This window comes from Rhodococcus sp. KRD197 (assembly GCF_017168235.1).
Lineage (GTDB): Bacteria > Actinomycetota > Actinomycetes > Mycobacteriales > Mycobacteriaceae > Rhodococcoides.
The window spans coordinates 455,813-470,073 of the sequence record NZ_JABFAO010000011.1 but is presented as its reverse complement, the minus strand read 5'-3'; the positions used below and the strand labels follow the sequence as shown (position 1 = coordinate 470,073).

The following is a 14,261-nucleotide window of genomic DNA, read 5'->3' as shown; positions in this document are numbered from 1 at the left end:
CATGTATCTCAAGAGTCTGACGCTGAAGGGCTTCAAGTCCTTTGCATCGGCGACGACTCTTCGATTCGAGCCAGGTATCACCTGCGTCGTCGGGCCGAACGGCTCGGGCAAGTCGAACGTCGTCGACGCCCTCACCTGGGTCATGGGGGAGCAGGGCGCGAAAGCGCTGCGTGGCGGAAAAATGGAAGACGTCATCTTCGCGGGGACGTCGGGCCGTGCCCCCCTCGGACGCGCCGAGGTGACGTTGACGATCGACAACTCGGACGGCGCGCTGCCGATCGACTACAGCGAGGTGTCGATCACTCGTCGGATGTTCCGCGACGGTGCCGGAGAGTACGAGATCAACGGCAGCTCGTGTCGGCTCATGGATGTACAGGAGTTGCTCAGCGATTCAGGCATCGGTCGTGAGATGCACGTCATCGTCGGGCAGGGGAGGCTCGCAGCCATCCTCGAATCGCGTCCGGAGGATCGACGCGCCTTCATCGAGGAAGCTGCGGGCGTCCTCAAGCATCGGAAGCGCAAGGAGAAGGCGGTACGCAAACTCGATGCGATGCAGGCCAACCTGGCGCGGTTGACCGATCTCACCACCGAACTGCGGCGCCAGCTCAAACCGCTCGGCAGGCAGGCAGAGGTAGCGCGACGTGCGCAAACCGTGCAGGCAGATCTTCGCGACGCCCGACTCCGTCTCGCTGCCGACGATTTGGTCACACGGCGCGAGGAGTTCGCCAGCCAGACGCAGGACGAGGCTGCCGCGCGCGAACAGTACGCCGCTGTGCAGGATGCGTTGGCGGCCGGAAACGTCGCTCTCGGGGAGCTGGAACAATCCGTGGCAAGGCTGACGCCGAGTGCCGAGGCGGCAGCGCAGACCTGGTTTGCGCTGTCCGCGCTCGCCGAACGCGTCAACGCGACCGTACGAATCGGTAGGGAACGGGCGCGTCACCTCGACACAGCACCGTCCGGTGGCCGTGGCCAGGACCCCGATGAGCTGGAACAGCAAGCCGAGCGCGTCGCCGAGGAGGAAGCGGAACTCGTCGAGGCGGTAGAGATGGCACGCGAAACCCTCGAGGTGGCGCGTGAGAAGTTGGTCGAGCGGGAGGCTGCGGCCGCGGAAGCGGAGCGCGCCCACATGGCGGCTGTGCGAGCTGTGGCCGATCGCCGTGAGGGGTTTGCGCGCCTCTCCGGCCAGGTCGACACGTACCGAACCAAGGTCGAGTCCGTGGACGCGGAAGTTGCACGGTTGTCCGTCGCGATCGAGGAAGCACGGGAGCGCGGTGACGTCGCGCAGGCGGAATTCGAGAGCGTCCAGGACCAGATCTCGGGCTTGGATGCGAGCGAACTGAGCCTCGACACACATTACGAACGCGCGGTGGCGGCTCTGCGCAGTGCGGATGCGCGCGTGAGCGAACTGCAGAGCGAGGAGCGGGTCGCGGGCAAGAGGGTGGCTTCGTTCCAGGCGCGCATCGAAGCGTTGACGATGGGCCTCGAGCGCAAGGACGGGGCGGGTTGGCTTCTGGAGAACAACGTTGCCGGGGTGTCCGGGTTGGTTGCCGAGCAGATTACTGTGGCCGCCGGCTTCGACGTTGCCGTAGCCGTGGCCATGGGGCCTGCAGCGGACGCTGCACACGCCGAGTCGTTCGCCAGTGCCCGCCAAGCAGTGCGTGCGCTCCGCGACGCCGACGGTGGCCGCGCGGCGATCGTGTTCGACGATTCAGGCGATGAGGCGGCTGTGCGATCGCGGACGGTCGTGCTCCCGGAGAGGGCCCGCTGGGCCGTCGACGTGGTGGAGTTTCCGCAGTCTCTGTCAGCTTCGATGCATGCCCTGTTGGGCGACATCGTCATCGTCGACTCGCTCGACGACGCGCAGTCGCTCGTTCGATCGACCCCGGGCGTGCGGGCGGTCACCACGGCCGGCGACTACGTCGACGCAGGGTGGTTGTCCGGCGGCTCCGACCGTCGACCGAGCACTCTCGAGGTGCAGGCTGCGATCGATACCTCCACCGTCGAACTAGCCGCTGCCGAGCGCCGAGCCTCGGAGTTGGAGGCAGCGTTGTCCGGTGCTCTCGCCGAGCAGCACGATCGCCGCGAATCCGCCGAACAAGCGCTGGCCGCGCTCAACGAATCCGACGCCGCCATGTCGGCGGTGTACGAGCAGTTGGGACGCTTGGGGCAACTGGCGCGCTCGGCGCACGCCGAATCGAGCCGACTGAGCGAGCAACGCACCGCGGCCGAGCACGGACGAGAAGAAGCTCTCGCCGCTCTCGCCGATCTGCAGGAACGGTTGAGATTGGCCGAGGACGAACAATCAGGGTCCGGCGGCGCCACGGACCCTGAGGACTCGACTCTCGCCCGCGAGAGCGCCGCTGCCGCGCTGTCGGAGGTGCGTTCGGTCGAGGTGGAGGCGCGGCTGAACGTGCGCACTGCGGAGGAGCGTGCGCAGGCACTTCGTGGCCGCGCCGATTCGCTTCGACGAGCTGCCCGAGCCGAGCGCGAGGCGCGTGTCAGAGCCGAACGTGAGATGGTCGCGCGTCGGCACGCAGCAGCAGTCGCCGAATCGGTCGTATCGGCAGGCGAGCGCATCGCGGTGCGGCTGGCCTCGGTCGTGTCGGCCGCTGCCGCGCGTCGCGATGAACTCTCTGAACAGCGTTCGAACACCAACGCTGAACTCGATCGGGTGAAAGAACAGGTCAGGGCACTTACCGCACAGCTGGCCTCGATCACCGACGCCGTTCACCGCGACGAGGTCGCGCGGGCTCAGGCTGCGCTGCGGATAGAGCAGCTCGAAACGACGATTCTCGAGCAGCACGGTATCGGTCTCGACGACTTGATCGCCGAATACGGTCCCGATATCGCATTGCCGCCGAGCGAACTTGAAATGTCGGAGTACGAAGCTGCCAAGGAGCGCGGCGAACAGGTGATCGCCCCCGCACCCATGCCGTTCGATCGATCCACCCAGGAAAAGCGAGCGAAACGGGCCGAACGAGATCTCGCGACGCTGGGCAAGGTCAACCCGCTCGCGCTGGAGGAATTCGCGGCGCTCGAGGAGCGGTACAACTTTCTCTCGACTCAGCTCGAAGACGTGAAATCCGCCCGCAAGGATCTGCTCGAGGTCGTCGCCGATGTGGACGAACGAATCCTGCAGGTCTTCACCGAAGCCTGGCTCGACGTCGAGCGTGAATTCACCCAGGTCTTCGCCAAGCTCTTCCCCGGCGGCGAAGGTCGGCTGATACTCACCGACCCCGGCGACATGTTGACCACCGGTATCGAGGTCGAAGCACGGCCGCCGGGCAAGAAAGTCAAGCGCCTGTCCTTGCTCTCGGGTGGCGAGAAGTCACTGACCGCGGTGGCGATGCTCGTCGCAATCTTTCGCGCTCGCCCCTCGCCGTTCTACGTCATGGACGAGGTCGAGGCCGCCCTGGACGATACGAACCTCAGGCGGCTGATCGGGCTTTTCGAACAGCTACGCGAAAAATCGCAGCTGATCGTGATCACCCACCAGAAGCCGACCATGGAGGTCGCCGACGCGCTTTACGGTGTGTCGATGCGTGGCGACGGCATCACGACCGTCATCTCGCAGCGCCTCGACCGCGACCGAAACCGGGTCGAGACCATCGGTAGCGCGACCGTCGAGGACTGAGATGTCGATGCCGACGGGTGCTCGCCCGGTCCGGCCAGGGTGACCGCGGGGGCTGCGGGCGGTCCTGACAGGATGGATCTCGTGAGTACCCAAGCCTGGATCATCCTTGCGGCCGTTCTGGCCGTGCTCGTCGTCGTACTCGTCGCCGGGTTCGTTCTCCTCCGTCGTCGACGCGTGTCACTGAAGGCGCCCGAGACGGACAGAATCGAAGAAGGACAGAAGGATCGTTCCGGCGGCTACAAGGCAGGAGGGGGATTCTCCTTCAGTCAGGGTGCCGCAACGGTAGAGCCCGAGCTCGCTCCCAAGCCCCGTCCGACGCCCGAACCGACGCCCGAGCCCGAACCGACGCCGGCGCCCCCGGCGATGCCGGTTCCGGCTCCGGAACCCGAGCCGACACCTGAACCGGAACCTGCACCCGCGCCGATACCGGAGCCTGCACCGGAGCCGGTATCCACGGCGCCCGTGCTGGACGAGATCGAGCCCACCGACGGTCGGCTCGATCGCTTGCGGGGTCGACTGTCGCGCTCGCAGTCGGCGGTGGGCAAGAGCCTGCTCGGCCTGCTCGGCGGCGGCGACTTGGACGAGGACTCCTGGGAGGAGGTCGAGGACACTCTCCTGATTGCCGACCTCGGCTCGTCCACGACTGCGGAGATCATGACGACACTGCGCGAGCAGATGGCGGCCAGAAGTGTGCGCACCGAGGCCGACGCGCGAGCGCTGCTGCGCGAAATACTGGTCGATCAACTGCACCCGGAGTTCGATCGTTCCATCAAGGCGCTTCCGCACGAGGGCACTCCCGCGGTGTTGCTGGTCGTCGGCGTCAACGGCACCGGTAAGACGACCACCACCGGCAAACTGGCGCGCGTGCTCGTCGCCGACGGTCGCCGTGTGCTGCTGGGCGCCGCGGACACCTTCCGAGCTGCGGCCGCAGACCAGCTCCAGACATGGGGAGAGCGCGTCGGAGCCGACGTGGTGCGCGGCAAGGAGAACGCTGATCCGGCGGCTGTGGCATACGACGCGGTCACCAAGGGGATCGAACAGGGTGTCGACGTCGTCCTGGTGGACACAGCGGGCAGGTTGCACACCAAGTCGGGACTGATGGACGAGCTCGGCAAAGTCAAGCGCGTCATCGAGAAGCGAGCCCGCGTGGACGACGTGTTGCTCGTTCTCGACGCGACGGTGGGCCAGAACGGCTTGACCCAGGCACGCGTTTTCGCCGAGGTCGTCGACATCACCGGAGTCGTGCTCACCAAGCTGGACGGCACCGCCAAGGGTGGCATCGTTTTCCAGGTTCAGCGCGAGCTCGGTGTTCCGGTCAAGCTGGTCGGTCTCGGTGAAGGAGCGGACGATTTGGCGCCCTTCGAGCCGGGTGCTTTCGTGGATGCTTTGCTCGGCTGAGTACCGAAAAATCGTCGGTCTGGACATACCGGACACAGCTTCCATGGGCTTGAAACGAAGCCGGCAAAAAGGCGAAATGCCTGGACGAAACCTGCTCGCAACAGTTTCGGGTAATGCGTTCACACGGGCGAAACACCTGAGTGTCATGGCTGAAACTTTGTGACACGACCCTTTGTTCACGGCGCAACAACCGGTGCGCAGGAGAATGGAGGGTGTACGTGAGTCCCGAGGATATGTTGGCCAACTCCGGCAACGCCGCGTGGATGCTGATGGCAGCATCGCTGGTATTGCTGATGACGCCAGGCCTGGCGTTCTTCTACGGCGGTATGTCGCAGCAGAAGTCCGTCCTGAACATGATGATGATGTCGTTCGGGGCAATGATGGTTGTGTCCATCATCTATGTCCTGTGGGGATGGTCGATGTCGTACGGCACCGAGGACATCGGTGGACTGTTCGCCAATCCCTTCGAGTTCTTCGGTCTGAAGGACACGATCACCGACGCGGACGGCAACTTCATTGCCGGAGCCTTCGGCTACGCCAATGTCATCGATGTCGCTTTCCAGGTCACGTTCGCGATCATCACAGTCGCACTCATTTCCGGTTCGCTCGCCGGTCGCGTCAAGTACGGAACCTGGCTGGTGTTCGCCGGCATCTGGGTCACGCTGGCGTACTTCCCACTGGCTCACATGGTCTGGGGTGGCGGTCTGCTCTCCGGTTCCGAGGACGGTCTGGCCGCGAAGATCTTCGGCACGACTGACGATGGTGATGGCGGGCTGGTTGCCTCGGTCGCACCCATCGACTTCGCCGGTGGCACCGTCGTGCATATCAACGCAGGTATCGCCGCACTCGTCCTGGCCGTGATCATCGGCAAACGCGCAGGCTTCGGCAAGGTGGCATTCCGGCCGCACAACCTTCCGTTCGTCATGCTCGGCGCAGCACTGCTCTGGTTCGGCTGGTTCGGCTTCAACGCGGGTTCGGCGTTCGCGGCCGACGGTGCTGCGGGCCTCGCCTGGGTCAACACCACGGCCGCCACTGCCGCCGCAATCGCAGGCTGGCTGATCACAGAGCGCATTCGCGACGGGCACGCCACCAGCCTCGGAGCCGCTTCCGGAATCGTCGCCGGACTTGTCGCCATCACCCCGGCTGCAGGTTCGCTCACTCCGGTTGGTTCGATGATTCTCGGTGTCATCGCCGGTGTCCTCTCCGCACTCGCGGTCGGGCTCAAGTTCAAGTTCGGATACGACGACTCGCTCGACGTGGTCGGCGTGCACCTCGTAGCCGGCCTGTGGGGCACAATTGCCATCGGCTTCCTCGGCTCCGAGACCGGGTTGTTCTACGGTGGCGACTACAAGCAGTTGGTCGTTCAGATCGTCATCGCACTGTTCGCGCTGATCTTCACCGCGATTGTCACCGTCGTAATCGCGCTGGCACTCAAGCCGCTCGGATGGCGCGTATCGGACGAGGAAGAGGCCAACGGCATCGACGAAGCCGAGCACGCGGAGACTGCGTACGACTTCGCCTGACAGGGTAAAGATAGGAGCGAGGGATCGCTCTGAACGCAATCGGGCACTCCAGAGCAGGCGAAGGGAAGCAAAATATGAAGCTGATCACGGCAATCGTCAAACCGTTCACGTTGGAGGACGTCAAGACGGCCCTCGAACAGGCCGGCGTGCTTGGCATGACGGTCAGTGAGGTTCAGGGATACGGACGACAGAAGGGGCACACGGAGGTCTACCGCGGCGCCGAGTACTCCGTAGATTTCGTCCCCAAGGTTCGAGTCGAGGTCGTCGTCGACGACGCGGCAGTGGAAAAGGTCGTCGAGGTAATCGTCGAGGCCGCGCGAACCGGCAAGATCGGTGACGGCAAGGTCTGGGTTTCGCCGGTCGACTCGGTCATCCGAGTTCGCACCGGAGAACGCGGCGCAGATGCACTCTGACCCACACGGGTCGGGCGCAGGCGGCCCCGATTCTTCAGCAAAAGCTGGAGGATCGGGGCCTTCGGCCTCGAAGGGCACCAAGAACATGGGCTCGAACTCGACATCTCGAAACACCATGGGCTCCGGCGCGAAGAACAACGATGCCGCAGCCGACCTGGCGCGTGCCAGGAAGCAGTTGCTCGACGGTGGTGCACGCAACCGCCGACTCGACGCGCCCTCGCTTCGCAGGGCACTGGTCGACTTGCACGAATTCTGGCTCACCACCAAGGGCGCCGAACTCGGCATCAAGCCCGACTCGGGATTCGCTATCGTTGCTGTGGGCGGGCTGGCGAGACGTGAGTTGCTTCCGTACTCGGATCTCGACCTGATCCTGTTGCACGACGACATGGACTCCGAGATCGTCGCAAGCGTCGCCGACGCACTCTGGTACCCCCTCTGGGACGCGCACATCAAGCTCGATCACAGCGTCCGCACGGTCCCACAGGCACTTCACGTTGCATCCACCGATCTCACGGCCGCTCTGGGAATGCTCGAGGCTCGTCACATCGCAGGTGACGTCGAGCTGAGCAACCTCCTGATCGGCGGAGTTCGCCGTGAGTGGCGTACCAGCATCAGGTCGCGTTTCGACGATCTCATCGCACAGACCCGATCGAGGTGGGCCCGCAGCGGCGAGATCGCCCATCGCGCCGAACCCGACCTCAAGAGCGGACGAGGAGGGCTGCGCGATGTCCAACTGCTCGACGCGCTCTCCATCGCCCAGCTGACCGACGGGATGCCCGGGCTCGGCCCCGAATCGCCCGGTGGTGGTCTCGCGTTTGCGCACGGCCGTCTGCTCGATGTACGTACCGAACTGCATCGGGTAGCAGGGCGTGCCCGTGACCAGCTCCGCGCGCAGGATGCAGACGAAATCGGTGCAGCCTTGCGGATCGGTGACCGATTCGACCTGGCTCGTGTGCTCAGCGACTCGGCGCGCACGATCAGCTATTCCGTCGACGTCGGATTGCGAACGGCGGGCAACTCGTTGCCCCGCCGCGGTCTTTCGAGACTCCGTCGAGCACCCGTTCGTCGACCTCTGGACGAGGGCGTCGTCGAGCACGGTGGCGAAGTGGTGCTCGCTCGTGACGCTCGGCCGAACAAGGATCCAGGTCTGATCATGCGGGTTGCCGCGGCTTCGGCTCAGACAGGTATGCCGATGTCGGCGTCGACGCTCAACCGTTTGTCCGACAGTGCCCCCGAGCTACGCGAACCGTGGCCGAAGGAAGCACTCAACGACCTGCTGGTGCTGTTGGGTTCTGGACGTCGGGCGATAGCCGCCATCGAGGCGCTCGACCGCACCGGACTGTGGGGTCGACTCATGCCCGAGTGGGGGGCCGTTCGCGACCTACCGCCTCGGGACGCAGTCCACACGTGGACGGTGGACCGACACCTGGTGGAAACGGCCGCCTACGCGAGTGCCCTCACGACGAGAGTGGCGCGGCCGGACCTGCTCGTTCTCGGTGCCCTCGTGCACGACATCGGTAAAGGTCGCGGCGGGGATCACAGTGTCGTCGGCGCAGAGTTGGCAACCCAGATAGGAAACAGGCTCGGACTGTGGCCGTCCGACGTCGCTCTTCTCAGTTCGATGGTCCGCTATCACCTGCTGCTACCGGACACCGCGACACGACGTGATCTCGACGATCCGGTCACGGTGGAGACGGTGGTGAAGGCACTCGGTGCCGACACCGTGCTGCTGGAGTTGCTGCACGCCCTCGCCGAGGCGGACTCGCTCGCGACGGGGCCGGGGGTGTGGGGCGACTGGAAGGCCTCGCTCATCCGGGAACTCGTCCGCCGGTGCCGCATGGTGATGGCAGGGGACAACCTGCCCGTCCCGGACCCACTGGACCCCGCCCACATCGCACTCGCCGAGAAAGGCGGCGTGCACGTGGATCTGCAGCAGACCAACGGGTCTCACACCTACGTCGTCACGGTGGTTGCACCGGACACCCGTGGCCTGCTTTCCGATGCTGCCGGTGTGCTGGCACTGCAGTCGCTTCGCGTGCTTTCGGCCTCTCTCGGCAGTCACGACGGTTCTGCGGTGAACTCGTTCGTGGTGGCGCCTCTGTTCGGAACGCCGCCGCAAGCCGGTTTGCTGAGACAGGAGATCATCAGGGCGCGAGCCGGCGAACTGAATCTCGTCGCGATGTTGGACGCCAAGGAGAAGAGCTCGCGTCCTGCGCCCGTCGACGAGACGCCTCTCGACGAGTCTCCGTTCGACGCCGCTTCCCGCAGCGAGGGCTCGAGGGACGGCAAAGCCGACGAGGAGGCGGGCGAGCCTTCGGTTCCTGTCACGTATGCACTGGCGCCTCCCCGGGTGCTGTGGTTCGACGGAACCGATCCGGGACAGGTGGTGCTCGAGCTACGGGCGGAGGACCGACTCGGATTGTTGTGCCGGTTGGCCACCGCCTTGGAAGCCATCGGTGCGGACATCCGGTGGGCGAGGGTCGCGACGCTGGGAACCTCCGTCGTCGACGCCTTCTGTATCGACCTGACCGGCTCCGACAGTCGTGCCACCAGGGAGGAAATCGAACGTGCACTGCTCGATGTGGTGCCCGCGCCTGAACCGCCCAAGCCGCCGGAGAAGCCGGAAGGAACCTAGTCGCCGAACGGTTTCAGTGGGTGAGAACGAACCGACGACTGTGAAGTGTCATCAAGATTGGGCCACTGTCATTCGAAACGATGTCGTTTTGTTACCTTGATCCCCACAGCGACGACACCTGAGCCAGAGCGAATCCATCCGTAAAACGGCCGCGACGGTTCGTCTTCACCGTTCGTGAGAATTGACGAGGTACTGACTGTGGGAGCCCACCGCCGGTCGAACATCTACGTTCCAGCCGACGCAGAAGCCGACACCCCGCGCGGGCGTCATCGAGCGAAGGAGGATACGAAGGACTCGGGCTTGAAGACAGCCACCGTGGTGGTGGCCACCGGAGCCATCGTCGCCGGCGCGACGTCGCTCGGAACCGGCACTGCGACCGCAGCGCCTCTTCCCGCGCCCGAGGCGCCCGCCGCGAGCACCCCGTTCGGCATCCCCGAACACCTGATACCCGCGGGCTTCGAAATGCCGCACTTCGAGGTGCCGGATGGCCTCGTATTGCCGGAGAATCTCGATCTCCCACCGTGGCCCACGCTTCCCGAGCTACCGGACTTCGGTCTGCCCCAGGTCGGAGAGCAGGATCTGCAGCCGATCGGGCTGCGTGCGGTGCAACCGGTCTCGGGAACGCTGACGTCGTCCTTCGGACAGCGGTGGGGTACTCACCACAGCGGGACCGACATCGCGGCGCCCATCGGCACGCCCGTGCTCGCGGCTGCAGACGGGGTGGTCACCGCTGCGGGTCCGGCCGCCGGGTTCGGTCTGTGGGTCAAGGTCCGTCACGTCGACGGGACCGAAACTGTGTACGGGCACGTCGACACGTTTTCCGTCACGGAGGGGGAAACCGTTTCCGCGGGGCAACGTATCGCCACTGTCGGTAATCGCGGGCATTCCACCGGGCCACACCTGCACTTCGAGGTCCACGACCCGTCCGGAGTGAAGGTCGATCCGGCTGCCTGGCTGGCGACACGAGGAGTAGCGGTGACCTGGAACGATTCCGCGCGCAACGCCTGACCACACCGGGCCGAGCCACCGCCCGGTGCACGCGCTGTCCACGCCTGATCGCGGCGAGCGCTAGTCTGGAGCCACGTATCGCTCGACCAACAGGCTCTTTCTTTCTATCGGCTCAGGAGTGCAATCGGTGTTCGAATCCCTTTCCGACAGGTTGACCGGGACCCTCAAGGACCTGCGTGGCAAGGGGCGTCTCTCCGGTGCCGACATCGACGCGACGGCACGTGAGATCAGACTTGCGCTCCTCGAAGCGGACGTCGCCCTGCCCGTGGTGCGCGAGTTCATCACCCGCATCAAGACACGGGCCAAGGGCGCCGAGGTCTCGGCCGCGCTCAACCCGGCCCAACAGGTCGTCAAGATTGTCAACGAAGAACTGGTCGGCATCCTCGGCGGTGAAACGCGTCGCCTGACTTTCGCGAAGAACCCTCCTACCGTCATCATGCTCGCCGGACTGCAGGGCTCGGGCAAGACGACGCTGGCCGGCAAGCTCGCGAAATGGCTCAAGGACCAGGGGCACACACCGCTTCTGGTGGCGTGTGACCTACAGCGTCCCGGCGCGGTCAGTCAGCTGCAGATCGTCGGCGAGCGAGCGGGTGCTGCAGTGTTCGCACCGCACCCCGGGACCTCGATCGGCGGCGGAGACAACGCCCTCGGCGTCACGGCAGCCGATCCCATCGAGGTCGCACGGGCCGGACTGGACGAGGCGCGAAGCAAGCAGTACGACGTTGTCGTCGTCGACACCGCTGGTCGTCTCGGTATCGACACCGAACTGATGGAGCAGGCCGCGGGCATTCGTGACGCGGTCGACCCAGACGAAACACTGTTCGTCCTCGACGCCATGGTCGGCCAGGACGCCGTCAGCACGGCGCAGGCGTTCCGTGACGGAGTCGGTTTCACCGGCGTCGTCCTCACCAAGCTGGACGGTGACGCCCGCGGTGGTGCCGCGCTGAGCGTGCGTGAGGTCACCGGCGCTCCGATCATGTTCGCCTCGACCGGCGAAAAGCTCGAGGACTTCGATGTCTTCCACCCCGACCGGATGGCTAGTCGCATCCTCGGTATGGGTGACGTGCTGAGCCTCATCGAGCAGGCCGAGCAGCACTTCGACGCCGAACAGGCCGAGGCCACAGCCAACAAGATCGGATCCGGTCAGCTCACCCTCGACGACTTCCTCGAACAGATGATGGCCGTCCGGAAGATGGGTCCGATCGGCAATCTCCTCGGCATGCTCCCCGGTGCCGGACAGATGAAGGAACTCGCCAACGTAGACGAGAAGCAGTTGGATCGGGTGCAGGCCATCATCCGAGGCATGACTCCGCAGGAACGCAACGATCCCAAGATCATCAACGCCTCACGCCGACTGCGTATCGCCAACGGGTCGGGTGTGAAAGTGTCCGACGTCAATCAGTTGGTGGACCGATTCTTCGAGGCTCGGAAGATGATGTCCGCGATGGCGGGCCGCATGGGAATGCCGGGCGCGCGCAAGCAGGTTCGTAGCAAGAAGGGCAAGAAGGGGAAGAAGGGTGGCCGTGGGCCGACCCAGCCCAAGATCCGCGGTGGATTCCCAGGTATGCCGGGAGGTATGCCCGCCGGTATGCCCGACCTGTCGGGTATGCCGAAGGGACTCGACCAGATTCCTCCGGGTCTCGAGGGAATCGACCTGTCGCAGCTGAAGTTGCCCAAGAAATAGGGCTGGTGGTGTCCGCGTTCCGGGTCCGAGGTCGGCGGCTTCCCGGTGAGGATCCGATCGAGCTGTGGATCCATGACGGGAAGATCTCGCTCGATCCCATCCTCGGCGCGACCACCCTGTGCGAGGACGGTTGGGTTCTGCCCGGGCTGGTCGATGCGCACTGTCACGTCGGAATCCGGTACGGCGGTGGACACGAGGATCTACCTGGAGCCATCGAGCAGGCGAGAACCGAACGCGACGTCGGAGCGCTGCTGCTACGCGATGCCGGTTCGCCCATCGATACACGCGAGCTCGACGACTACGCGGATTTGCCGCGCATCATCCGGGCAGGCAGACACATCGCGTCCCCGAAGCGCTACATCCCGGGCCTGGCAATCGACATCGAGGACGACTCGCAGCTCCCGGAAGCCGTGGCCCAGCAGGCGCGCCTCGGAGACGGATGGGTCAAGCTCGTCGGAGACTGGATCGACCGGTCCGTCGGTGACCTTGCTCCGCTGTGGGACGAACGCATCTTGAAGGACGCAATCGACGCGGCACACGCCGAGGGGGCCCGTGTCACCGCCCACGTCTTCGGGGAGGATGCGCTGCCGGGGCTCATCGGGGCAGGCATCGACTGCATCGAGCACGGGACCGGCCTCACCGACGACACCGTCCAGATGATGGTCGAGCACGGTACCGCTTTGGTGCCGACGCTCGTCAACATCGAGACCTTCCCCGACATCGCCGCGTCGGCAACGAAGTATCCGGTCTATGCGCGGCATATGCGCGCTCTGCACAGTCGCGTCGGGGAGACGATCGGCAGGGCGCACGATGCCGGTGTGCCGATCTTCGCGGGAACGGACGCAGGCGGTTCGATTCGGCACGGCCGAATCGCGGACGAGGTCGAGGCTCTCGTCGGCACAGGGATGACGCGCACCGAGGCGTTGGGTGCGGCGAGTTGGACGGCCAGGACGTGGCTCGGCTGGCCGGGACTCGAGCACGACGCGCCCGCGGATCTGCTCGTTTACTCGACGGACCCTCGCGGCGGCCCGGACGTACTGTCGGCGCCCGACATCGTCGTACTGCGCGGTAGGCCGATACCGAGGGCGGTGTGAACGCATCATCGGACTTCGAGCCGGATGAGGCTCTGCCTGGTTGGGCTGCAATGCCGCCGATGAACCCCGTGCACCACCAGGATCATGGTCTTTCGCAATCATGTTGGCGAGCCGAGCAAGCTGCGGCCCGCCGTCGTCCCGGTCAGCGGTGGGGGATACCCGCCGCTGCAGCCGTCCTGCTGGTCAATCTCGCAGGATTTCTCGTGTTGCCGTTCGTCGTCGACACCGACGTTCACGCTGTGTTCGTGTTCGCGATCATGGTGCCGAGCGTCGCCGCCATGTCCCTGGCGTTCGTGGTCAGCACCTACCGCGGAAACGGGCCCATCGTCGATTTCGGTTTTCCGACATCACTGTCGGAGTTCGGTGGACAACTCAGATCCGGATTCGCTTGGGGCACTGCGGCACTGGGGGGAGGGATCGTGCTGGCCCTGGTGGTGCTGGCGAACAGCGATCTCGCGGATCAAGCGCCACTGAGTGAACTGTTCGACATCCCGATGCCGTGGAAAGTCGTACTCGTTCTGTGGATCTGGCTGGGCGCACCGTTCTGCGAGGAAGTGATGTTCCGAGGCATGGTGTGGGGGGCGCTCGAACGCAGAGTCGCGCCCGTCCGGTTCGCTTGGCTCGGCAATCGGTGGGTCGTACTCATCGTCACCGCAGTCCTGTTCGCGCTGTGGCATCGCGAAAGCTGGCGGCTCGTGATTCTGATATGGGGCGGTCTCGCGATCGGAATCGCTCGGATGAGGTCGGGGTCGGTGGCTGCCTCGGCCATCGCACATTCGGTGAACAACACGCTCCCGGCGCTGGCAATCCTCACCGTTGCCTGAGCGGATTGCGTGCGGGCGATTAACTGCTCTGCGGCTTCGTCTGGCACA

9 protein-coding genes are annotated in these 14,261 nt (G+C 65.1%); all 9 read left to right on the top strand.

Features of this window, described 5'->3' with window-relative positions; genetic code table 11:
* The first annotated feature begins 1 nt into the window (after position 1).
* The 9 genes from smc to J1M86_RS17955 all read left to right on the top strand — a co-directional run bounded on the left by smc (position 2) and on the right by J1M86_RS17955 (position 14,213).
* Complete coding sequence (smc, locus tag J1M86_RS17995; RefSeq protein WP_206510853.1) at positions 2-3,634, top strand: chromosome segregation protein SMC; 3,633 nt, start codon at positions 2-4, stop codon at positions 3,632-3,634.
* 72 nt (positions 3,635-3,706) lie between these two features.
* The gene (gene ftsY / locus J1M86_RS17990) at positions 3,707-5,032 is read left to right on the top strand and encodes a signal recognition particle-docking protein FtsY (protein ID WP_206510852.1); all 1,326 of its coding nucleotides are present in this window, start codon (positions 3,707-3,709) and stop codon (positions 5,030-5,032) included.
* Positions 5,033-5,265: 233 nt separating this feature from the next.
* Entirely contained in the window at positions 5,266-6,555 is a 1,290-nt protein-coding gene (locus tag J1M86_RS17985; RefSeq protein WP_187346805.1) for an ammonium transporter, read from the top strand.
* A gap of 74 nt (positions 6,556-6,629) precedes the next feature.
* Complete coding sequence (locus tag J1M86_RS17980) at positions 6,630-6,968, top strand: P-II family nitrogen regulator (RefSeq protein WP_075840128.1); 339 nt, start codon at positions 6,630-6,632, stop codon at positions 6,966-6,968.
* Positions 6,958-9,603, top strand: a complete 2,646-nt coding sequence (locus tag J1M86_RS17975; protein ID WP_206510851.1) for a [protein-PII] uridylyltransferase — start codon at positions 6,958-6,960, stop codon at positions 9,601-9,603. Before J1M86_RS17980 ends, J1M86_RS17975 begins: the two co-directional genes overlap by 11 nt.
* A gap of 198 nt (positions 9,604-9,801) precedes the next feature.
* A complete protein-coding gene (locus J1M86_RS17970; protein ID WP_206511110.1) occupies positions 9,802-10,611 on the top strand; it encodes a M23 family metallopeptidase in 810 nt (269 codons plus the stop codon).
* Between the two features lie 127 nt (positions 10,612-10,738).
* Positions 10,739-12,295, top strand: a complete 1,557-nt coding sequence (gene ffh, locus J1M86_RS17965) for a signal recognition particle protein (RefSeq protein WP_075840233.1) — start codon at positions 10,739-10,741, stop codon at positions 12,293-12,295.
* An 8-nt stretch (positions 12,296-12,303) separates the two neighbouring features.
* A complete protein-coding gene (locus J1M86_RS17960) occupies positions 12,304-13,389 on the top strand; it encodes an amidohydrolase family protein (protein WP_206510850.1) in 1,086 nt (361 codons plus the stop codon).
* Positions 13,386-14,213 carry a CPBP family intramembrane glutamic endopeptidase gene (locus J1M86_RS17955; RefSeq protein WP_075840126.1) on the top strand — a complete coding sequence of 276 codons (828 nt, stop codon included), beginning with the start codon at positions 13,386-13,388 and terminating at the stop codon, positions 14,211-14,213. The genes J1M86_RS17960 and J1M86_RS17955 overlap by 4 nt, the downstream gene beginning before the upstream one ends.
* Positions 14,214-14,261: the final 48 nt, after the last annotated feature.

Bases quoted from the DNA above. Each gene is read 5' to 3' on its own strand.
- smc (WP_206510853.1), top strand. From the start codon at position 2: ATGTATCTCAAGAGTCTGACGCTGAAGGGCTTCAAGTCCTTTGCATCG.
- ftsY (WP_206510852.1), top strand. From the start codon at position 3,707: ATGGATCTCGTGAGTACCCAAGCCTGGATCATCCTTGCGGCCGTTCTG.
- J1M86_RS17985 (WP_187346805.1), top strand. From the start codon at position 5,266: ATGTTGGCCAACTCCGGCAACGCCGCGTGGATGCTGATGGCAGCATCG.
- J1M86_RS17980 (WP_075840128.1), top strand. From the start codon at position 6,630: ATGAAGCTGATCACGGCAATCGTCAAACCGTTCACGTTGGAGGACGTC.
- J1M86_RS17975 (WP_206510851.1), top strand. From the start codon at position 6,958: ATGCACTCTGACCCACACGGGTCGGGCGCAGGCGGCCCCGATTCTTCA.